Raw genomic sequence first — 21,813 nt, forward strand, 5'->3', positions numbered from 1 at the left:
ACACCAAAATGGCTTGCATTGGTAAACAGGCTCAAAAGTAGTATATGCAAAATGGAAAATTCCATACAAAAAGCAGACAACAATTTTGGTTGTCTGCCAGTGAGTCGAATGAGTTAGCTAATTGTGATAAATTGATTCCCCATTACAAGAAGAGTGAAGCTGCTAGTTCAAACAGCTTGTAGGTAGTCTTTTCGATATTTTAAAAAATATACAGAGAAAGCAGATAAGTGACGAATCTACCTGCTTCTGCTGTAACAAAAGAAAGAAGTATTAGCCGTGGATACGGCGGCTTGAAAATAGTATGTATTGGTTTTGAAAAAATATTCAAGGAGTGAAGGGAAATGGGATCGGGACAAATTTGAGGGCTATTCACTCGAACAGCTTCGTACCCGTCACAGTCGTTATCCTATTGTGACGGGTATCTGACTTATATTATTGAGGGAACGGGACGGAAGGATGCCACGGTATTGTTGCAGGAATCCAGACGAACCTGCGCGCTTACCCCAGCATTCGCGAGCTGCGTCACGGCATTCAAGATAGCAGATTTTCTGCCAGATTTGACGGCTACGTTATAGTTCACGACTAGGGGACGAACTGGGTCCTGAGGGGGAAATCGATTGAGAATCGCTTGATGATAGGTTGTTCTTAACGTGACGTTCGCTGTCAGCGTGATACCTTCTATAGTAATGCCAGTCAGCGTTGTCTCGTTAAATGAGGTGAGTTTGACTGTAAGCATGTAACGGTTTTGCATATTTATTTTTCCTTTATTATTAGACTTAATTTATTTTATGCTTGTCTAACAATTTAGTGTAGACACTTGCATCATAATAAGTAGAAAGATATATAAGATTATATTTTGATAAGGCGTGGAGATTAAAAAAAGGCAGTTGAACAAAAACGTTATTTGAATAAAAGCTAGTGGACTAGTTTTTAACACTCACTGAAATTAAGAATCATAACATACTTTGTAATAACTTATATGGAAGTGAGTTGAATAATAATGTTTTATTCATATTTTGATACCCGAGATAGAATGCGTCCGTATGGTACAGCGGGTATTACGTATAGCGGAGCACAAAGTACAATTCAAGCTGTTCAACAAGCGTTACAAGCACAGCAGCAAATGCAACAAATACAGCAAGGCATACAACCGTACTATTCATCTATGGAGTATTATTATCCAATGCATCATATTACACCATACGGAATTTCTGTTTCAACAATTCCATATGGAACTGTATACAACTTATAAAAATATGCGGGGAATAAATTTGAATATTTATATAACGGCGCAAGTACAGAGCGCCCTTATAAAAAATGATTTGTATCTGATGAATTAATATTCAATTAAATGTGTAATTAAGGTTAATATAAAATTTTATTTTGTATGTATTTGAAACAAGAAAAGAGCACTTAATAAAGTGCTCTCATGACGAGATCATTCACTCAAAAGAAAGGAATACACCATATCATACGAAAATCTTTTGAAATGCTCTTGGGTAAATTAATTATTATTTGTAAAAAAAGCAGTTAGCAAAAGCTGATTGCTCATCTCCAAGGGGAATTCGGAGTTTGGTATTTAAATGACGGAATTTTAGATTTTATTCAGAGGGGAAAATAAAAGCTAGGATTTCTCCTAGCACTCAAACATAAGTCATAGGGAAGGGTTTAATGTAGAACGTATGTCGCACTTTTAATATATAACAACTTCGGGATATTTTGAACAACAACGCTAATTTAAACAAAAAAGAACACTGTTTAACAGTGTTCAGTTACTGATATAAATTGTTATATGATACGTGTAATCCATCTTACTCGCTCTGCCTTGTGGTAGGGCTTTTTTATATAATAATATAAATTAAGTAGTTAAAGAGGTGTGTTTAAATGAGCTGGGAAGAATTATATAGAAGAGAGCAACCATGTCCATGTGGTAAGGGAAAATATATTGAAATTCTGAAGGTGTATGCAATAGAAGAAATATAAAAAAGTGCTAACACGTACGCGGAATAGACATAAAACATCGCTGATTTGCCATTCATAAAAATAGACTTTTCTTAGCAGAAATCACTAATTATAAATACTTATAAAATTAGCTCTGATACAGCAGATATTGAAGCGAAGAAAAATAAAGATGGGAGTGCATATTGGAAATACGAAGATGACCAAACAAAGTTATGGAATATACGACTATAAAGCTAGAAAATGATGACATAAATCTAGATGTTATTGTTTAAATTTATATTTTATAATTTCCATTTATCCCGCATTAACTGCCCGGAAACGCCAGATTGGTTCAACTAATAATCAGTGGGAAATGAACAAAACCCCTACTGATTAAAGTTTCACTTTATGAAAATATAGTAAAAACAACCTAAAAATAGGCATATGAACAAGGTACATCATCTAGTGATAGGTCATATTTTGTTGGTGTACGTATTGAACTTAGTTTATCCCGCTATTTGCGGGCAGTAAAACTCCCACCTCAAAATTCGACTGGAGCAAAGAAGTTAGGTGGGAGCCCTGCTGCCCGTAGACGCCCGATTGGTGCGGGCTAATAATCAGTGGGGGATGAACAAAACCCCTACGGATTAAAGTTTCACTTTATAGCGCTATTTCTACTTAGATTTAACGAACAGAAATATAGGAAAGTATCGATGGGATTGTAGTTTATAAACGGAGGTCATGAAGATGAATAATTTTCAACAAGAACTACAAGCGTTAAGCCTTAATGATTATCAGCCTGGAAATATTGTGTATTGGGACCAGCAAAACCAATATCCATATTACTATATTGAAGATGCTGCTCGTCGCTGTGGTGGTTGTGGTCGCTGTGGTGGTTGTGGTCGCTGTGGTGGTTGTGGCGGTGGTGGTCGTTGTGGTGGATTCCGTTGTTTTGGTTGCTTCGGTTGCTTTAGTTGTTTTGGTTGTGGTGGTTGCTCTAATTGCTCTAATTGTTTTGATGGTTTTAATGGTACTACTGTAACATTTGAATATTGATAAGAGACAAAAGGAATCCATTTTGAAAAAAGATTGATCAAAACGGATTCCTACTTTGTGAAGCATTATACAATTTTTATAAAAAAGTGCTAACAAGTTTTCAAACGAACTTGCTAACACCTATACGAAATAGATATAAAATATCGCTGATATGTCGCTTGATAAAACGATAATAATTAAGCACTTATAATGAATACTAGGTTTTTAGAAAAGAAACCACAAAATGTAATGTTTTATTTCATTATGAAAAGAAATTATTCTAATAGGTCGTTGTGCATCGGCTTCATAGGATAATCTCTTTTATGTTTATTTTTGTCGAGAATGTACTGTTAACTTTAGTTGTTCAATAAATTCTCGGGTAGCAGCGCACATGTATTTATCTTTTCTATAAATAAGTCCTATATCTATTGTTGGAGTGGGGTTTTCAATTTTAATAGATTGAATGTGTTCGCTTTGCAAAAAGTCTATATAAGGTTTTGGTAATACTGTAATTCCCATACCTTTTGAGACCATTTGAATTAAAGATTCCATTGTACTAATCTCTAAAATTGGCTTTGGTTTAAAGTTAAAGTTTTGGCAATGAGATGTAATTAGTTCTGTTAAATGGAAATTTTTAGGGAGAAGAATTAAAGGATAGTCCTGTAATTCTTCAATAGATACATACTTACGTTCAGTTAAAGAATGGCTGGTTGGTACAACTAATGTAAGTTCACTTTTATATAGTGGGATAGAAACAATCTCTTTATCTTGCACTGGGAGAAATGTAATGCCAATATCTAATTCGTTTTGTAATAATTTTTCACGAATTTCTCCTGTACGAAGACCTAATACAGAAAGCTCAATATTAGGATATAAATTATTGAAATTTAAAATGGCTGGTGGTAGTAAATAATTTACGACGGTTAACAATGAGCCGATTGTTAAGGATCCATGCTGTAATCCGTTTAAATCTTGAATGGCAGAACGGGCTTGTTCGACTTCATGAAAGATTGTTTTACTGTGCGATAATAAAACTCTTCCTGCTTCAGTTAAAGATATTTTTTTACCAATTCGATCGAAAAGTGGCATGCCTACGTCATGTTCTAATGCACGTATTTGTTGACTTAGTGAAGGTTGTGAAATGTTTAATTTCTCAGCTGCTTTTGTAAAATGTAACTCTTTCGAAACAGCTAAAAAGTATTCTAGTTGTCGTAATTCGATTGGAATCACCTCAAATTTAATCATAGGATATACCTATCATTATTATATAAATAATTGAATTGAACAATGGTTTTATGAGATTTATAATCACTTTATCAGAAATGGATTGATTATAAAAATTAGATGAGGTGAAGCAGAATTGTTGAAATCGAACGTATTACCAGGAAATTATTCACAAGTACTTCAAAAAAGGTATGAGGCGGCTGTACCGACAGGAATATATCATTTAACGCCTTTATATGTAAAAGAAGCAAGAGGAGCGATAATTACAGATGTAGATGGAAATCAGTTTATTGATTTTGCTGGTGGAATTGGAATGCAAAATGTTGGTCATTGTCATCCGAAAGTTGTAAGAGCGGTACAAAAACAAGCGGAATCATTTATTCACCCATGTTTTCATGTAACTCCATATGAAAATTACATTACTTTAGCAGAGAAAATTAATGAAAAAGTGCCAGGAACAAGTGAGAAAAAAACGATGTTTGCAAATAGTGGTGCGGAAGCGATTGAAAATGCTGTGAAGATCGCACGTAAAGTCACAGGGAGAAGTAAAGTAATCTCGTTTGAACGAGGATTTCATGGGAGAACATTAATGACGATGTCTTTATCGACCAAAGAAAATCCATATAAAGCAGGATTTGGTCCGTTCGTTTCAGACATGCATATATTGCCGTATCCGTACTACTACAGAGCTGAAGAAGGGGCTTCTCCTGAAGAAGTGGATTCTCAAGTCATCTATCAGTTTGACAAGTTTTTAGAAGAAGTATCACCTGAAAAAGTAGCGGCAATCGTAATGGAACCAGTACAAGGAGAAGCTGGATTTATTGTTCCTTCTATTTTATTTGTAAAACGAATCCGGGAGATTTGTGATCAATATGGTATTTTAATGATAATGGATGAGGTGCAAACTGGATTTGGTCGAACTGGGAAATGGTTTGCAACGGAACATTTTCAAATAGAGCCTGACATTATTACATTATCAAAATCAATAGCTGGAGGCTTACCATTAAGTGCAATTGTTGGCCGTGCGGAGTTGATGGATATTCCTGGGAGAGGGCAAATCGGTGGGACCTTTGCGGGAAGTCCATTATCATGTGCAGCCGGTCTTGCTGTATTTGAAATTATGGAAGAAGAAGATCTAGTTGAAAGAGCTCAGCAAGTTGGAAATAGAATAATATCACATTTACATGAAATGCAATTGAAATACGAGGTCATAGGTGATGTTCGCGGAATTGGTGCAATGATTGCAATGGAACTTGTAACGGATCGTATAACAAAAGAACCAGCAAAAGAACTAACATTAAAATTAATTGATGAATTCTGGAAGAATGGGCTTATAAGTATTGGAGCGGGGATATTTGATAATGTACTACGCTTTTTACCACCTCTAGTTATCTCAAACGAAGAAATAGATAGAGGGTTTGAAATAATAAATGAGTCTTTTGAAAAGTTGTGCCGCAAGTAAGAGGAGGGATTTGAATGACTAAAGTATATGAAATCCTATCTTTAAATATAGGATTGCCAAAAGAGGTTATGTATGGTGGGAAGTTAATTCAAACAGGGATAAATAAAAAGCAAGTAAAGGAACCTGTTTTTTTATCATTTTTAAAGTTTAATGGAGATGGACAGGCGGATTTAGTTCATCATGGAGGGGTAGATAAAGCGGTTTGTGTTTATACTAGTGACCACTATCCGTACTGGGAAAAAGAATTGAATCAGGAACTTGTATATGGGGCTTTCGGTGAAAATATAACAGTAAGCGGAATGCGTGAAGAAGATGTTTGTATTGGTGACACGTTTCAACTCGGAGAAGCGATTGTACAAGTAACGCAGCCAAGACAACCTTGTTTTAAATTAGCGAAGAAATATAATATTCCAAAGCTACCATTATATTTTCAAGATACAGGATACACAGGTTTTTATTTTCGAGTATTAAAAGAAGGGTGGATATTACCGGTAGATACTTTGAAATTGTTGAGGCCTGATCCAAAAGGTGTGTCAATTTCGTTTGCGAATGGCATAATGCATAAAGAAAAACAAAACTCTGAAGGATTAAAAAGGATTTTAGAAGTAAATGCACTGTCTACTAGTTGGAGAAAGACGTTTGAAAAGCGTATTAGGGGTGAAGAAATAAGTACGAAGGAGCGACTTGAAGGAACAAAATAATAAGTGAATAATATTTTTATAAATGGTGCATTTCTATTAGTAATAAGTTAATTAGAAAGCACCATTTGTATATAATAAACTTATTAATATTCAAAAATCTTTATATGAGTTTATTTGACTTATTTTTAAATAGTCAAAACAAAAAATAAATTAGACTATTTTTTTTTGTTTTATGATAATATATTGATTTGAAAGGCCTATTATTCTAGGATTATAGGTCATATAAATATATCTAATTTAATGGAATCGACGTATGGAGGGACAATATGGAGAATGTTGATAATTTTGCAAATATTCTATTAGAAGAACCGAAAAGAGGGCAGTTATTTCCTTTATTTGAAGAAGTGTTTGGGATTACAAGTCAAACATTGCATGATTTTTCAGCGAAAGGATATTGGGATTATACATATAAAGCATTATCATTTTTACAAGATGATAAAGCGATTGCAAATGTTGCGGCATTTTCACTTCCGCTTTTAATTAATGGTGAAAAAATAAATGCAGCGGGTATTCAATCAGTAATGACACATCCGAATTATCGTAGACGAGGATTAATGAAACAATTGTTTAGTAAGATGATAGAGGAAATTGATGAGCAATGCGAGTGTGCGGTCTTGTTTACTGAAAATCCGGAACTATATAAACCATTTGGTTTTCAAATTGTGCAAGAATATTTGATGACAGTATCATACGAAAACAAGAGTGATAAAGATTCTCAACTTAAAAAGTTAGATTTTTATAATGAAGAGGATAGACAATTAATACATGAGATTATTGAAAATGGCCAAAGGCTTTCTAATAAATTTTCAACGTTAAATTACCGCTCTTCGTTTTATTTAAATATGTATGATTCAACATGGAATGAAAACCTTTATTATTCAGAGAAATTAGATGCGCTGATTGTTTTTACAGTAGAAAATCAAAAACTAAAATTATTTGGAGTATTTGCGCCGGTAATTCCGATTTTAGATGAATTATGTGAGGAAATCTCTGGGGAATTTACGGAGATTGAATTTTATTTCTACCCAGATCAATTAGGAATTGATGATGTACAATATACAGAATTACAGACTAGTAAGTATTTAATGGTTCGAAGTAATAAAGAATTAGATTTTAAAGGTTATAAATTCCCGGTATTAACTGAGTTTTAAATATGAATTTAAATGCTTTTTTATGGAGGAATTATGAAAACATCATATATACCAAATCATATTGAGCAACTTACTGTAATGAACGCACCTAAATTTTACAAACTTGAAGACAATGATACATTCATTGTCCATTCGAAAGAAGAAACAGATTTTTGGCTGAAAACCCATTATGGTTTTGAAGTAATGAATGGCCATGTATTTTATGATGAGATAATGACAGATTTTCAGGCTGAAGTTCAATTGCGCATGAATCCAAATGCGACATACGATCAAGCGGGTTTATTTGTTATGATTTCTGAGAAGTGTTGGTTAAAAACATCTTTAGAATATATTCCTGAGGGCCCATCACATTTAGGTGCTGTCGTAACGAATAATGGCTATTCTGATTGGTCAACGCAAGACTATCCAAATGAGTTTGCTAAGCAACAATTAAATTTTCGAATTATTCGAAAATTTAGCGATTATACAATATATGTGAAAACGAGTCAGCGATGGGAACAAATAAGAATCGCTCATTTGATGGAGGACATAGGTAATGAGCCTGTTAAAATTGGTTTTTATACGTGTAGTCCTTCTGAAAATAATGGATTCGAGACCGAGGTTTTCGATTTTAAAATTGAACAAATATAGATGGGAAAACCGCATTCTTACTAAATGAGAATGCGGTTTTTATTAAGTTAAAGAGTATTCACATCAACTGGCAGTGAAAATGCCTGGTAGATTAAAGTTCCATTTTATTGACTAAAAATGATTTAAAACTTATCATTTAATAATGTTAAATATTAATTTACATAATATAATAGGACTAATGAAGAAATTAAAGACTATATCACTTAAATAAGGAGGAATATGAATTATTCAATGGTAATTTCATGAAAAAAGGAGATTATGTATGAAATCATTTCGCAAGTTGTTACAGTATTTAAAACCATACATGTTCTTCGCTATTATTGGGCCGTTATTTATGGTACTTGAGGTTGCGATGGACTTAATTCAACCGACAATAATGCAACATATTATTGATGTTGGAATTGCAAACCGGGATTTGAATTATGTAATAAAAATGGGGCTTCTTATGATAGGGGCAGCAGCGATCGGTTTAGTTGGAGGACTTGGTTGTATGATGTATTCTACAAAAGCTGCTGTTAATTTCGCTACAGACATACGAAAAGATGTGTTTGCTAAAATAGAAACATTTTCCAGCAAAAATCGTGATTCATTTGGAACAGGTAAATTATTAACAATCGTGACAAATGATATTACATCTATTCAAGCGGCAATGACGATGACGTTACGTGTACTTGTCCGTGGACCGTTATTATTTATTGGAAGTATCATTATAGTCTTTGTAACAGCGAGAGAACTATTTCCAATTTTACTTGTTGTGGTACCTGTTTTATTAGTTGCAATTGTATGGATTGCAGGTCAAGCGAGCGGTTCATTTAAACGAGTACAAGAAGCATTAGATAAAGTAAATACAAAGCTACAAGAAAATTTATCCGGTGTACGTGTTATAAAAGCATATGTAAGACAAAAATATGAAATCTCACAGTTTGAGAAAGTTAATACAAGTTTAACTGAAATAAATATTCGTGCTATACAAATTATTTCATTGATGATGCCAATTATTATGCTAGTTGTAAATGGCGGGATTGTAGCAACTTTATGGATTGGTGGCGAGAAAGTTTTTAACGGTACACTCCAAGTAGGGGCCATTTTAGCTTTTATTAACTATTTAAATATCATTTTAATGTCACTTATGTCTATTAGTATGGTATTTATTCAAATTGCCCGTGCTTTTCCATCAGCTGATCGTGTGCAACAAGTCTTACATACTGAAGTTGATATTACAACTGAAGGCGACGTATATGAACCAAAACAAGTGGGTGGTAATGTAGAGTTTAAAAATGTTAGCTATAGTTATACGAAAAATAATGAATATGTTTTAAAAGATATTTCATTTACTGTACGTAAAGGTGAAAAAATAGGGATTATTGGATCTACTGGGAGTGGTAAATCTACATTAGCAAAACTATTGCCACGACTTTACGATGTTGATCAAGGTGAAGTATGTATAGACGATGTCAATGTGAAAGCATACGATTTACAAAAACTTCGTGCTTCAATTGGCTTCGTTCCACAAAAGGCACTTCTCTTTTCAGGCAGTATAGAAGAGAATTTACGTTATGGTAAAGAAGATGCCACTTATGATGAATTGGAATTAGCATCTTCATCTGCTTGTGCGACTGAGTTTGTCAATAAGCTGGAAGACTCTTATCAATATAACTTAACACAAGGTGCAACCAATCTATCTGGCGGTCAAAAACAACGTATATCTATTGCAAGAGCCCTAGTGAGAAAGCCATCTATTCTTGTATTAGACGATTCTACATCGGCAGTTGATGCGAAGTCAGAAGCTGTAATACAAGAAGCATTAAGGACAAGGTATAGTGGCACAACGACATTTTTAATTGCATCAAAAATATCTTCTATTATAGATGCTGATAAAATCCTCGTTTTGAATAACGGTGAATTAGTTGGAAATGGTACGCATGAGGCTTTATTGGCAACTTGTGAAGTGTATCAGGAAATTTATCTTTCCCAAGGTGGTAGCCTGCAGCAAGAAGGAGGGGAAGAGCATGCGTAATTTTCAAGGACAATTTGGAAATAAAGGTGGACGTAACAATCCGAAAACGGGAAAAACAAAGAATACTAAAGGAACTATAATGCGAGTATGGAACTACATGGGGTATCAAAAAGCATCTCTTATGTTCGTTATTATTCTTGTATTTATCACGACATTACTAGGTTTACTTGGGCCATATTATATGGGGGTCATCATTGATGAATACATTGTACCGAAGGATTTAAGCGGGACAGCGAGAATGTGCATGCTGCTCATTGCAATATATGGGATAACCGTATTGTTAACATGGTTACAAACATTTGTAATGATTAATGTTGCATTAAAGACTATACAAAAAATAAGACAAGATATTTTTGAGAAAATCCAAACACTTTCTCTACGATTCTTTGATGTACGTTCTCAAGGTGATTTAATGAGCCGTGTGACAAATGATATTGATAACTTAAATCAAGCTTTGACACAAAGTGTTGTACAAATTATTTCATCAGCGTTAACATTTATAGGTGTAACAATTGCGATGTTTTCATTAGATTGGATTTTAGCAATTGTAACTTTAATTACAGTACCTATTATGTTTTTCGTTACAAAAAAACTAGTTGCTTATAGTGGCAAAAACTTTGCGAAGCGTCAAAAGGATTTAGGGGAATTAAATGGATTTATCGAGGAAGCTATTACAGGTGCAGACGTAACTACGTTATACGGAAAAGAAAAAGAAACCGTACATAACTTTAATGAAATTAACGAACAGCTAAGAATTTCAGCAACGAAGGCTGAAACGTTTTCAGCATTTATTTTTCCAAGTATGAACTTTATTAATAACTTAGGAATGGGGCTTGTAATTGGAACTGGATCGGTAATGGTATTAAACGGAATGACAACAGTAGGTGTCATTGCAGCTTTTATTAATTATTCTAGACAATTTTCAAGACCACTTAGTCAATTTGCAACTTTAATGAATACGATTCAAGCGGCAGTTGCTGGAGGAGAACGTGTTTTTGAAATTATGGATGAAGTACCAGAAATTCAAAATAAAAAAGATGCAGTACTTGTACAAAACTTACAAGGACATGTTAGGCTTGAGAAAGTTTCATTTGGATACGCACAGGACAACATGATTTTAAAAGATGTGAGTCTTGAGACGAATCCTGGGGAGACAATCGCTTTAGTCGGTCCAACTGGATCAGGAAAAACAACAATTATTAATTTGTTAACTCGCTTTTATGACATTCAAAAAGGGAAAATTAGCATTGATGAAAAAGATATAAAGGATTATGATATTAATTCTTTGCGGAGTAAAATAGGGGTTGTTTTACAGGATACGTATTTATTTGCTGGGACGATTATGGATAATATTCGTTATGGGCGTTTGGATGCAAGTGACGAAGAAGTAATGGCCGCTTCTAAAGCTGCATCAGCACATTCTTTTATTAAGCATTTACCGAATCAATATGAAACGGAAATTGCTTCGGAAGGATCGAATTTAAGTCAGGGACAAAAACAACTTCTTGCGATTGCACGAGCAATTTTAGCAGATGCAGATATATTAATTCTCGACGAAGCTACATCTAATATCGATACGAGAACAGAATTACAAATTCAAGCTGGATTAAATAATTTAATGAGAGGGCGAACGAGCTTTGTAATTGCTCATCGGCTGAAAACGATTGAAAAAGCAGATCAAATACTTGTAATAAAAGATGGAAGTATTTTAGAGAGAGGAAATCATGAAACTCTTATGGAAGATGGAGGGTTTTACTTTGATTTGTATACGAGTCAGTTTAAAATTTAACAAAAACATGGATGTGGTGAGGTTTCTCTAGAAAAGAGAAACCTCATTTTTTATATTTGCAAACATTACCATCCGAATAGTCTTTCACTAAATGTTTTAACAGCGTCCTTTTGCAGACCAGGTGAAAAATGTGAATAGCGATTTAAGGTTATGAAAACGTCCTTATGACCCAATCGTTCACTTGCAATGTTTGGATGTACTCCTTGTTTTAAAAGAAGCGTTGCATGTGTATGGCGTAAATCATGAAATCTAATGTTTTTTAATTCGGATTTTTTCAAATAGGCTTTAAATGTATCATGAAAGCCACTTTTGTCTTCTTTTTCCTGTCTCTGGATCAGCTCCGATATTGACAATAATATATCATTTTGTTCCTCTTTTTCGAATACGTCCTTTCACTTAAAACATTCCTTCATTGATTTTTGAATCATGTTGTATAAGTCTAGTTGTAATTTTGCTGCTATGAAAATTACATGTTTGGACATATTAGCGATGGATATATTTTACCATATATAAATTAAATCATTTTGGAGTCGTCTATTTAGTAAATAAATTAAAATTATAAGAAATATGATTTTTAGTATATTTTTATCTGTTGGTGTATATATGTTATTTTTATTATTTTTGGATTTCAAAAGAAATTTCTTTAGCCGCTTCTAAAGCTATTTTTTTTGCTTCTGTTTTAAAATAGGACGCTGCTAAAACGTATCCATATCGATGTCCCATTGATGTAGGTGGTTTTAGAAAAGTTCCTTTTTTAGGTTTTATATAAACTTTCTCTACACCAGGATATCTAGAACTACGATTTTTCCCTGTAACTCGAATTAGCTTTCCTTTAAATTTAACTGTTAGGTAATGAGCATACACATATTTATAATGTTTTTTATTTAGTGAAGGTTTATTTCCTAACATTAATTGAATAGTTTCTTGTACTAAGTTGATTCCATGTCCAATTTCAATTATGTCATTCATTGCTCCACCTGATATTCTGGGGTTTATCTCAATTAATTTCCAAACATCATTTATTCTCCGGAGTTCTAGATGACAAGCTCCATTTTTCATATTAAAAGCCTGAATAACAGAATTAACTGCATTGAAAAGACTATTATATAGTCTTTTGTCTACCTGTCCTAGTAAAGAATAACCAGTAACAATAAAGCGTTCAAAAAGTGTAATTTCTTGTTCAATTACTGCTATAATATGGACTTTTCCATTTTGAACTAAAACTTCGACTAAGTACTGAGGTCCATCTATATATTCTTCAAGTAGAATTTCTTCATTAGGTAGTTTTTTTAAAAGACTTTTCATAGATAAAATTAATTGATCTTTATTTTTTATTAATAATACATCTTTTGAACCTGTGGATTTGGGGGATTTTACAATAAGAGGGAAATTCATATTTTTAGTTTTTTTAAGGAAAGATGATAATGATTCTGTTGGTTTATAAGTTAAATATTTGAGTGAGATTGGTAAATCTTTAAGTACATTACGAGTTAATATTTTGTTTTCCATATGATAGATTGCTTTAGTAGATACAATATTTGAACAGAAATTTTCTGATAAACGTGCAGCTACATAAACAAAAGGATCAATAAAACTAAAGATTCCTTTTATGTTTTTCCCTGATTTTATTATTTTTTCGATTATTGTAATTATATTTTCATAGTCGTTTATATCAGTAAGAATCATTTGATGTACATCGGGGAATATATTTCGTTCTTCAATAAATTTTGTTTTGTTAGTTAACAAAACAGTAAAGAAATTAAGTTTTTCGGCTGCTTTGATTGCTTCCCTACTTGATCCAGATTTATTTGTTTCAATGAAAACGATAGTATCCATTTTAAGTCACCTTAACCTTAATCATTTTTTAAAACCTTAGGTTTATTATTTCTATAGGTAGAATATTAAAATGAGGTTAAGCTTGTTCTGGATTTTTCGAAAAATGGTTGAATGAGGGAGAACATGAATATACATATAATGAATTTGATATTTGTTTTGAAAAAGATCTTTAGAAAGAAGGGAAGAAGAACTAACATGACTATAATTGGTATGCTTCATCATCGGAAAGACCCGAATGACGTAAAGAAAGCATATACTTACGCTGCTGTAGCTAAAGCTGAAGGTGTGGACTTTTTTTATTTTACTTTAGGGAAGGTAAATATAGAAACGGAGAAGATTTTAGGTAAAACTTATGAAAATGGTAAGTGGGTTGAACAAGAATTTTCTTTTCCAGATGTTATTTATAATGCAAGTGTTCATATTAGTGATAAAAATCAGCAAATCTATGATCATCTATATGAAAAAGTTCCGTTTACAAGCCATTCAATTGGAAATAAATTAAGTGTATATAACAGAATAAATAGAGCAAAAAAATTTAAGCAATATCTTATTCCTTTTTATGAATTAAATGATGTTAATAAGTTTTTTGACATGATTAATCGTTATGAAAAACTTATTATTAAACCAATTTCTGGACATCAAGGTAGTGGTATTGTTTTCATTGAAAAAAACGGGATGAATTATAGTATGAATGAGTCAGAACAAATTTCATCTATGAATAAAAAACAATTACGGAGCTTTATATCTGATAAGATTCAAGAGCAAGGTTACATAGTTCAACAGTTTATTTCATGTCAAATGAAATCTGGTCATGTTTATGATTTTCGATTGCATGTTCAAAGAAATGGGGAAGGCAGGTGGGTTGTTACTTCTATATTCCCGAGAATAGGTCCATTAGGAAGTGTTGTATCAAATATGGCTAAGGGTGGTTACAGTACTTATTTAGATGTTTTTTTAAAAGCGGAATTTGATAACGATTGGTATAATATTAAAAGGTATTTAGAACGATTTGCAGTAACTTTTGCTAACCATTTTAATTCTTTATTTAAGGATGTAGTATTTGATGAGTTAGGAATTGATGTAGGGATTGATAAAGATCAAAAATTGTGGTTATTTGAGGTGAATTGGAGACCAGGGGTACCTAATATATTTAATCTTGAATTAGATGTAGCTAGAAATTTAATTCACTATGCTAGATACTTGGCTGATAAATCTAAATAAGAAAAGGAAAATATAATCAAACCTAGAAACCTTTATATACCAATGTTTCTACTAATCTCTCTTTCTATATCTCCTATAAGGCTTTTCTCCATGCATTCCAAAATTCGGCGGATGCTGGACTGTCGTCAAGTCGACGTACCTAATACGAGCAAAATACCGGAACCTGATAATACACCCTTCATTGTGGGCGGGGGCACATATTTATAAAAAAAATACGCTTGTCCAATCCATTATCATTCTCCAGTCATTTAATACTACAAAGGGGGGAGAACATGGAAAACAATGAAAAAATCACGTTTCGATTTGTAAAAAAAGATGGAGAAGAAATTAATTTGGGAAATCTTGCTGATAAACGAAAAATTGTCATTGTCATTAATAATCAGATTACATTTGCACCGAATACAACACAAATTGCCAGTGGAGCCGGACAAAATAGTGCAGCAGGAAGTAATGCAGCAATTGATTCATCGAATACCAGACAGCAACAAACGGTGGGCGCTGGAGGCGAAGCCATAAATAAGGGAATTAGTGGGGACCAGATTGAGCCGCATAAAATGAAAAAAGAGACTTCGGATGAAGAGGCAGAATTTGTACTTATCATCAATAATCAAATTAATAAAACCCGTAAGGAACAGGCTGGTGCTACTCAAGTGGCAAGTGGTGGCGGAGAAGACAGTGCAGCGGGAACCAACGCTGCCATCGAAAGTTCTAATACCAAACAGCAACATGCAGTGGGAGGCGGAACGGATAGTTCGGCAGAAAATGCAGGTGAAGAAGGCGACCAAATAGAAAAATGCGATTAAAGAAAAGAGGCTGTAATTATTTCGCAGCCTCTTTTTCTTATTATGGATTAATTGGTCTATTACTTACCCAACCAAATTAGGAATATATTAAATATCTTGATGGATCATATACTGTCCATAATCCTATCCGTTGAGAAGTATTTGGATTTATATATATCGCGATTGTTCCATAAGATTTTCTATGACTAGCTAAAGTATTGTCAATATATACTGCAAGGTCATAAGGCTGAAGCTGTATTTAATAAAAAGTTGTAGCTTCCGATTTTGATGATGCGAAAAATCAAATTCGTCAACTCGAATTGTCTTTTGCCATAGAAGCATGTGCTTCTATTTTTGAAGAGCTATTAGTATTTGTACGGTTTCTAGTAATAAGTTTTGGATTATACATTCAAAAATAGAAAAAATATATCCAGCTTTATTTAGCAATGAAGCTTAGTAAGAAGCGTGTGGATGTAAAAATCGTTATTGAATAAAAAATCAAAAGAGCACGCCTATAAACGTACTCTTAGAAAGGTAAGAATCTTATGAGTGGAGGGGATCTCCATATAATAACATATGCTTGTCTAGTTTAAATGTGTAAAATTTATAAACAAAAATGCTATTTTATTAAGAAACGAGAAATGATAGATAAGTAAATACATAAACTAACAATCATAATCATTGTCGTATTCATGGTTACATTCATCGCAAGGGTTGTTCTGGTCATCACAGCAAATACAAAATGTTTTATTAATAAATATATCAATAAAATCAAATGTATCGGAATTATTTGTGAGAGTAAGGCTTTGGAAATCTTCCACTTGAAAGATCCTTGTTTCATTAGGAACTAAAGTTGCATTAATTGGTATGTTAGAACTTCTTGCTTGAACTGTTACTTCAATGGGACCGGAATCGTTAGGAACAGATACTTGAAGTAATGTTTTGTTGTGATTAATAGTAAGATCTTCAAATACTGTTCTTGAGGTATTAGGGGGTACGATAATATCGAGAGGTACATTTCCAGCTAAGGTAGTTCCCGAACCGGCTATGGTATGAGTCTCAATAAAACAGTTACTCTTTTGGTTAAGAGAATGTGATTGTTCTGCATAATAATCATTTTGGTCATCACAGCAGATGCAAAACGTTTTTTGGATATAAACACCAATGTCGCTACTTGTATTATTATTATTTGTGAGAGTGAGGCTTTCAAAATTTTCTACTTGAAGAATTCTTGTTTCACCTGAAGCTATTGTAGCTGTAATCGGTCTACGAGAATTTCTTGTACGAATAGTTACAACAATTGGTGCAGAAGTACCAGGAACATGAAACTGCAGTAATGTTTTATTGTGATTATTAGTAGCATCTTCAAAAACTATTCTTGAAGTGTTAGCTGGTACAATAATATCTAACGGTATATTTGAGCCAGCAATCGTATGCGTTTTAGTGAAACAGTTCTCTTTTTTATTTTGAGAATATGAATAGTTTTTATAGTACTTTTTACTATGTTTATAAAAATAATCAGCCATTCTTTAATCTCCTATCTTTTATTTGTCTATATATTATATTTAATGAGGATAAGAACTGCTTGTACAAGGTAGAAAAAAGTTCTATTTAGGAGAATAGTAGAAAAAGCTTAAGAAATACGAACTGTAGCGTTTGGTTCAGTTAAACAAAATATAAGAATTAGAATGAGTATAGAACTAGTTAATAATAATTGAAATGGCGCTAAACACTAATAAAACTGCCATAATAATGTTAAACATTCGGTTATGTTTTAATAAAAGTTTTTGAAACATCGATCCGAATAGACACCAACTAAACGTACTCATTAAACCGACTATGCCTAAAAATAATGAAAAGAAAAGGTAACTAGAATATGAATGGTAGTAAGGGAGAATAAAAGTTGATACTACCGTCAGTCCGAATAAAATTCCCTTCGGGTTAACAAATTGAAGCATAATTCCTACTAAAAATAAGTTTTTATTACTTTTTTCATTTGTATCTGTATTACCTTTACTAGTGAGTATTTTAAAAGCTAAATACAGCATATAAGCTACACCTAAAATTTTAAAAGGGAATTCAATTGTTGGCAGTATGTTTATAAGTACAATATTAAAGAAACTACATAATGAAGTGATAATAAAAAAACCGAAAGCTACACCTAAGCAAAATGTAATGCTTCTTTTTAATCCATATTGCTGGGCATATGTCATAGCTAAAAAATTGTTAGGTCCTGGTGTGAAGCTACTAATAAAGACGAATAATACAAAAGAAAATATAGGCATTTCAAAAACCTCCTCTGATTCGTGTGTTATAATGACCGAAAAGAACAATATAACGTGTGCTTTTTATTATACATAATGGTCGTTATATTGTATAGGAGTGTTTTTTATGGAGGAAATTCAAATTATCCTTGCAAAAAATTTAAAAGCTATTCGTAAGAAAGAAAAACTGAGTTTGGAAAAGGTTTCACAATTAACAGGTGTGAGTAAAACAATGATTGGACAAATTGAAAGAGGGGAATCTAGTCCTACGATTACAACAATTTGGAAAATCGCTAATGGACTAAAGGTTTCCTTTACTTCTTTAATAAATAATCCACAACCAGATACGACTATAGTTTTACGGAATGATATCCAAATATTGTCTGAGGATAATGGGAGGTATAGAGTATTTCCTTCATTTTCGTTCCAAGAAAATAGACAGTTTGAAATTTATATGATTGAAATTGAAGAAAAGGGAAGTTTGAGTGCGGAAGCTCATAAAGAAGGAACGGAAGAATTTATAACAGTGTTTGATGGAGAATTAACAATTGAAGTAAATGGGTGTAAATATAATTTAAAAAGTGGTGATTCCATTAGATTTAAGGCGGATAGACCACATGTTTATTACAATTTAGGAGAAACATTAACAAGAGTGAGTATGACAATATATTATCCTGTTTCTTAATATATTATGAAAAAGCTATCTATAATTAGATAGCTTTTTTCGTATAAAAAAGACACATAGTTGAGTGTCAAAGCAGTATTGCATATAGGATTGGAAAATGATTACCTTACGTATTGTGATGGAATAGCAAGGGGGGATTTTCTGTAAATTTAGATTAATGTTGATCCTGTAAGTTATGGAGTTGTTATATTAATTTGATAAGAAATATAATAACGTTCATTAACAGGAGTTGTAAATGTAAATTCGTTTTTTAACATTTAAAAGAAATATACATTTAATAATTATTAAGTGAAAGGGGGTGGTAAATTGAAGAACTATAATGAAACATCAATTTTTGAAAATATTGGACCTACATTTCCACCACTTCCAGTTATTCGAATTCCAACCGGAGCAACAGGTGTAACCGGAACAACAGGTGTAACCGGAATAACCGGAGCAACAGGTGCAACCGGAGCAACGGGGGTAACCGGAGCAACAGGTGTAACCGGAACAACCGGAGCAACCGGAACAACCGGAACAACCGGAGCAACAGGTGTAACCGGAGCAATCGGAACAACCGGAGTAACAGGAACAACTGGAACAAGGGGAGAAACCGGAACAACCGGAGCAACAGGTGTAACGGGTCCTATTGGTAATATACAAACATCAAATATACTATATTTTACTTTTTCAGATGGAGAAAAGCTTATTTATACAAATGCTGATGGATTACCTGAATATGGTACAACACAAATTCTCTCTCCAGATGACGTTTCATATATTAATTTGTTTATAAATGGAATTCTTCAGCCACAACCTTTTTACAAAGTTACTTCCGGTCAGTTGATTTTAATAGATTCTGAACCGCCTTTACAAGGTTCATCAATTATTTTACAATTTATTACTATTCATTAAAAAAGACAGATTCTCATATTTGAGTGATCTGTCTGAATGAAAAAATAGATATTAAGTGATGATAAATTCAACTGTGATTGGAATTCCAGGATCTAATGCATCTCCACCTGGAATGGTAATTGCACCAGTAGGTCCTGTAGTGACAGTTGAGTTTACACTAGGTTGAATGACTCCATTGACATAAAAATTGTAGTATGTGTAAGTGGGAAATGCTGTTGCGGTAGTACCAGAGTCGTTTAAGCATGCTGTAGCGGCAATTGCGAAAGCCGCGCCAGTACCAGTACCAGCACCTAAAGTGGACGTGAATCTTCTAGATGCCATAAAAGGTTGAATGATGGGCATGTAATATTTCACCTCTATTTTGAATTTATGGGGCTAGTTAAGATGAAGCTTGTCCCATGTTTTATTTTATGATTTTTTTTTATTAGGGACGCGGCTACATACCCATATAACCAATATGATTTTTTGTATTTATTATGTCACATTTGAATTGATTATTTTTGAGAATGAGATTATGTATTAAAAATAGAAATGTGGGATTTTAAAATGTGTTACTGAGTTTAGGTATATAATCTAATCATTAAGTTTTTAGGGACATATAATTAATATGAGAGTCGTGAAGATAATTAAAACAGCGTTCTTTATTGTTTAATTATTAGTAGCGCTTTCTTTTCTAAGAGGAAATTATTACTCAAAGCTAATAAAATATAACTATATATTCAATAACTCTTAGAATAGAAAGGTACTCGGAAAATAAATAAGTAAGGAGGAAAAATATGAAACATAATGATTGTTCTGATAATAATCACTGTGATTCAATTATTATTACAGGTGGTTGTTGTGAGCCGAAGGTAGTTTGTCCTAGCAATTCACAATTAAATGAATTGATTAGTTTACTAAATGCTTTAATAATAGCTATACCAACGTTTTTTGCTACTCCAAATGCTGCAAATAAATTGATACTAATCAACTTGTTTAACCAACTCTTAGATTTACTAAATTTATTACTACCAACTACAGAAGGAGATTATTTAAAACAGTTAGTTCAAAGTATTTTAAATGAATTACAATCTCCTAATACAGACTTGGGGCAATTGTCTGTACTATTACAACAATTTTACAGTGCTCTTGCAGATTTCTTCTTCTCTATACAGACTTGTTTTGCTCCATCAACTTTCCGACTTTTATTTAATCTATTAACACAACTAATTAGTCTTACTCCAATTCCGCCAGGAGCAACAGGAGCAACAGGAGCAACAGGTGGCGGAGCTATTATTCCATATGCTTCAGGTACAACACCAGCTGTGTTAGTTAACCTGGTAGCAGGAACTATTGGTACAGGAACTCTCCTTGGATTTGGTTTTAGTCAGCCTGGCATATCTTTATTGGGTGGAGGCGATATCCTATTAGCGGCAGGTATAGGTGATTATGCATTTGTAGCACCACGCGCAGGGACTATTACGTCATTAGCAGGTTTCTTTAGTGTATTAGCGGGAGTTTCATTAGGAACTACTCAAGTTCAAATGCAAATATTAATTGCATCTGCAGCAAGTAATACGTTTTCACCAGTGGGAGCACCTCTATTATTATTACCAACATTTGTCGGAATAGTGGTTGGTGCTACAGCATCAGGAATCGAACCTCTTAATATTCCAGTAGCCGCTGGGGATAAAATACTAGTATATGTTTCATTGACAGGAGCTAGTCCAATAGCTACAATTGATGGATTTGCAAGTGCAGGTATTAATATCGTTTAATTCGTTACAATGTTTAGTGGGAAATTAAACTGGTATTTGTATATAGTCCCTTCCTAATAATATTAGGGAGGGCTATATTTTTTGTGGGAAATAAGTATTAAATCCATTTGAAAAATATGCTAAGTTAAGCTCGTATGAAAGAATGAATACTATAATCTGCACTTTATATTTTAAGGAACAATTTTTTTATATAAAAAATTCTATCAGTATATCAAAAAAAGATAAATCCAATTAATACTTGGATTCATCTTTTAAATTTACTATATGGTAGGATATCATTGCTTTACGGATGCGCTGAAATAGAATTGTTAATATTAGTAATTTATTATTTATTTTTATTGCAGTTACAACCTTTTTTCTTTACATAGCCTTGTTGAGCTAAATCTTTTTGCGATTGAGAATTGGAAGATTGAGAAGAAGTTGA

General features: G+C 33.0%; 19 protein-coding genes. 13 read left to right on the forward strand and 6 right to left on the reverse strand.

Annotation, left to right across the window (positions count from 1 at the left end; genetic code table 11):
* Positions 1-1,000 precede the first annotated feature (1,000 nt).
* Positions 1,001-1,252, forward strand: coding sequence for a DUF3947 family protein (locus EXW56_RS11680; RefSeq protein ID WP_002136277.1), 252 nt, complete (start codon positions 1,001-1,003; stop codon positions 1,250-1,252).
* Positions 1,253-2,688: 1,436 nt separating this feature from the next.
* Positions 2,689-2,997 carry a heterocycloanthracin/sonorensin family bacteriocin gene (locus EXW56_RS11685; RefSeq protein WP_098988598.1) on the forward strand — a complete coding sequence of 103 codons (309 nt, stop codon included), beginning with the start codon at positions 2,689-2,691 and terminating at the stop codon, positions 2,995-2,997.
* A gap of 306 nt (positions 2,998-3,303) precedes the next feature.
* Here EXW56_RS11685 and EXW56_RS11690 read toward each other — a convergent pair whose 3' ends face one another.
* Positions 3,304-4,206, reverse strand: coding sequence for a LysR family transcriptional regulator (locus EXW56_RS11690; RefSeq protein ID WP_215597574.1), 903 nt, complete (start codon positions 4,204-4,206; stop codon positions 3,304-3,306).
* Positions 4,207-4,336: 130 nt separating this feature from the next.
* Between EXW56_RS11690 and gabT the strand changes: the two genes are divergently transcribed.
* The 6 genes from gabT to EXW56_RS11720 all read left to right on the forward strand — a co-directional run bounded on the left by gabT (position 4,337) and on the right by EXW56_RS11720 (position 11,950).
* Positions 4,337-5,662: a 4-aminobutyrate--2-oxoglutarate transaminase gene (gene gabT / locus EXW56_RS11695; RefSeq protein WP_215597497.1), complete on the forward strand. Its 1,326-nt coding sequence runs from the start codon at positions 4,337-4,339 to the stop codon at positions 5,660-5,662.
* 14 nt (positions 5,663-5,676) lie between these two features.
* On the forward strand, positions 5,677-6,363 hold the full coding sequence (locus tag EXW56_RS11700; protein ID WP_215597498.1) for an MOSC domain-containing protein: 687 nt from the start codon (positions 5,677-5,679) through the stop codon (positions 6,361-6,363).
* 266 nt (positions 6,364-6,629) lie between these two features.
* Positions 6,630-7,514, forward strand: coding sequence for a GNAT family N-acetyltransferase (locus EXW56_RS11705; protein WP_215597499.1), 885 nt, complete (start codon positions 6,630-6,632; stop codon positions 7,512-7,514).
* 33 nt (positions 7,515-7,547) lie between these two features.
* Complete coding sequence (locus EXW56_RS11710) at positions 7,548-8,144, forward strand: DUF1349 domain-containing protein (RefSeq protein WP_215597500.1); 597 nt, start codon at positions 7,548-7,550, stop codon at positions 8,142-8,144.
* A 262-nt stretch (positions 8,145-8,406) separates the two neighbouring features.
* A complete protein-coding gene (locus EXW56_RS11715) occupies positions 8,407-10,161 on the forward strand; it encodes an ABC transporter ATP-binding protein (RefSeq protein ID WP_215597501.1) in 1,755 nt (584 codons plus the stop codon).
* A complete protein-coding gene (locus tag EXW56_RS11720) occupies positions 10,154-11,950 on the forward strand; it encodes an ABC transporter ATP-binding protein (RefSeq protein WP_215597502.1) in 1,797 nt (598 codons plus the stop codon). The genes EXW56_RS11715 and EXW56_RS11720 overlap by 8 nt, the downstream gene beginning before the upstream one ends.
* Positions 11,951-12,015: 65 nt before the next feature.
* Here the strand turns inward: EXW56_RS11720 and EXW56_RS11725 are convergent, their stop codons facing one another.
* Positions 12,016-12,303 carry a tyrosine-type recombinase/integrase gene (locus EXW56_RS11725; protein WP_213020091.1) on the reverse strand — a complete coding sequence of 96 codons (288 nt, stop codon included), beginning with the start codon at positions 12,301-12,303 and terminating at the stop codon, positions 12,016-12,018.
* A 262-nt stretch (positions 12,304-12,565) separates the two neighbouring features.
* Positions 12,566-13,786, reverse strand: a complete 1,221-nt coding sequence (locus EXW56_RS11730; protein ID WP_131231863.1) for an ATP-grasp domain-containing protein — start codon at positions 13,784-13,786, stop codon at positions 12,566-12,568.
* Positions 13,787-13,909: 123 nt separating this feature from the next.
* Between EXW56_RS11730 and EXW56_RS11735 the strand changes: the two genes are divergently transcribed.
* A complete protein-coding gene (locus tag EXW56_RS11735) occupies positions 13,910-15,007 on the forward strand; it encodes a YheC/YheD family endospore coat-associated protein (RefSeq protein WP_002200495.1) in 1,098 nt (365 codons plus the stop codon).
* A gap of 272 nt (positions 15,008-15,279) precedes the next feature.
* Entirely contained in the window at positions 15,280-15,810 is a 531-nt protein-coding gene (locus EXW56_RS11740) for a hypothetical protein (protein ID WP_002109913.1), read from the forward strand.
* 644 nt (positions 15,811-16,454) lie between these two features.
* On the opposite strand, the gene EXW56_RS11745 is transcribed toward EXW56_RS11740, so the two are convergent.
* Positions 16,455-17,315: an exosporium protein D gene (locus EXW56_RS11745; protein WP_215597503.1), complete on the reverse strand. Its 861-nt coding sequence runs from the start codon at positions 17,313-17,315 to the stop codon at positions 16,455-16,457.
* Positions 17,316-17,489: 174 nt separating this feature from the next.
* Positions 17,490-18,074, reverse strand: coding sequence for a LysE family translocator (locus EXW56_RS11750; RefSeq protein WP_215558469.1), 585 nt, complete (start codon positions 18,072-18,074; stop codon positions 17,490-17,492).
* A gap of 106 nt (positions 18,075-18,180) precedes the next feature.
* Between EXW56_RS11750 and EXW56_RS11755 the strand changes: the two genes are divergently transcribed.
* Together EXW56_RS11755 and EXW56_RS11760 are read left to right on the forward strand one after the other, a co-directional pair.
* Entirely contained in the window at positions 18,181-18,738 is a 558-nt protein-coding gene (locus EXW56_RS11755; RefSeq protein WP_002109916.1) for a helix-turn-helix domain-containing protein, read from the forward strand.
* A 306-nt stretch (positions 18,739-19,044) separates the two neighbouring features.
* Positions 19,045-19,632 (forward strand): DUF4183 domain-containing protein, encoded by a 588-nt coding sequence (locus tag EXW56_RS11760; protein ID WP_215597504.1) that lies wholly within the window; start codon positions 19,045-19,047, stop codon positions 19,630-19,632.
* 51 nt (positions 19,633-19,683) lie between these two features.
* Here EXW56_RS11760 and EXW56_RS11765 read toward each other — a convergent pair whose 3' ends face one another.
* On the reverse strand, positions 19,684-19,974 hold the full coding sequence (locus EXW56_RS11765; RefSeq protein ID WP_002200491.1) for a DUF4183 domain-containing protein: 291 nt from the start codon (positions 19,972-19,974) through the stop codon (positions 19,684-19,686).
* 434 nt (positions 19,975-20,408) lie between these two features.
* Between EXW56_RS11765 and EXW56_RS11770 the strand changes: the two genes are divergently transcribed.
* Positions 20,409-21,389 (forward strand): exosporium glycoprotein BclB-related protein, encoded by a 981-nt coding sequence (locus EXW56_RS11770; RefSeq protein WP_215597505.1) that lies wholly within the window; start codon positions 20,409-20,411, stop codon positions 21,387-21,389.
* The last annotated feature ends 424 nt before the right edge of the window (positions 21,390-21,813 follow it).

It is taken from the genome of Bacillus mycoides, assembly GCF_018742245.1.
Taxonomy (GTDB): Bacteria; Bacillota; Bacilli; order Bacillales; family Bacillaceae_G; genus Bacillus_A; species Bacillus_A cereus_U.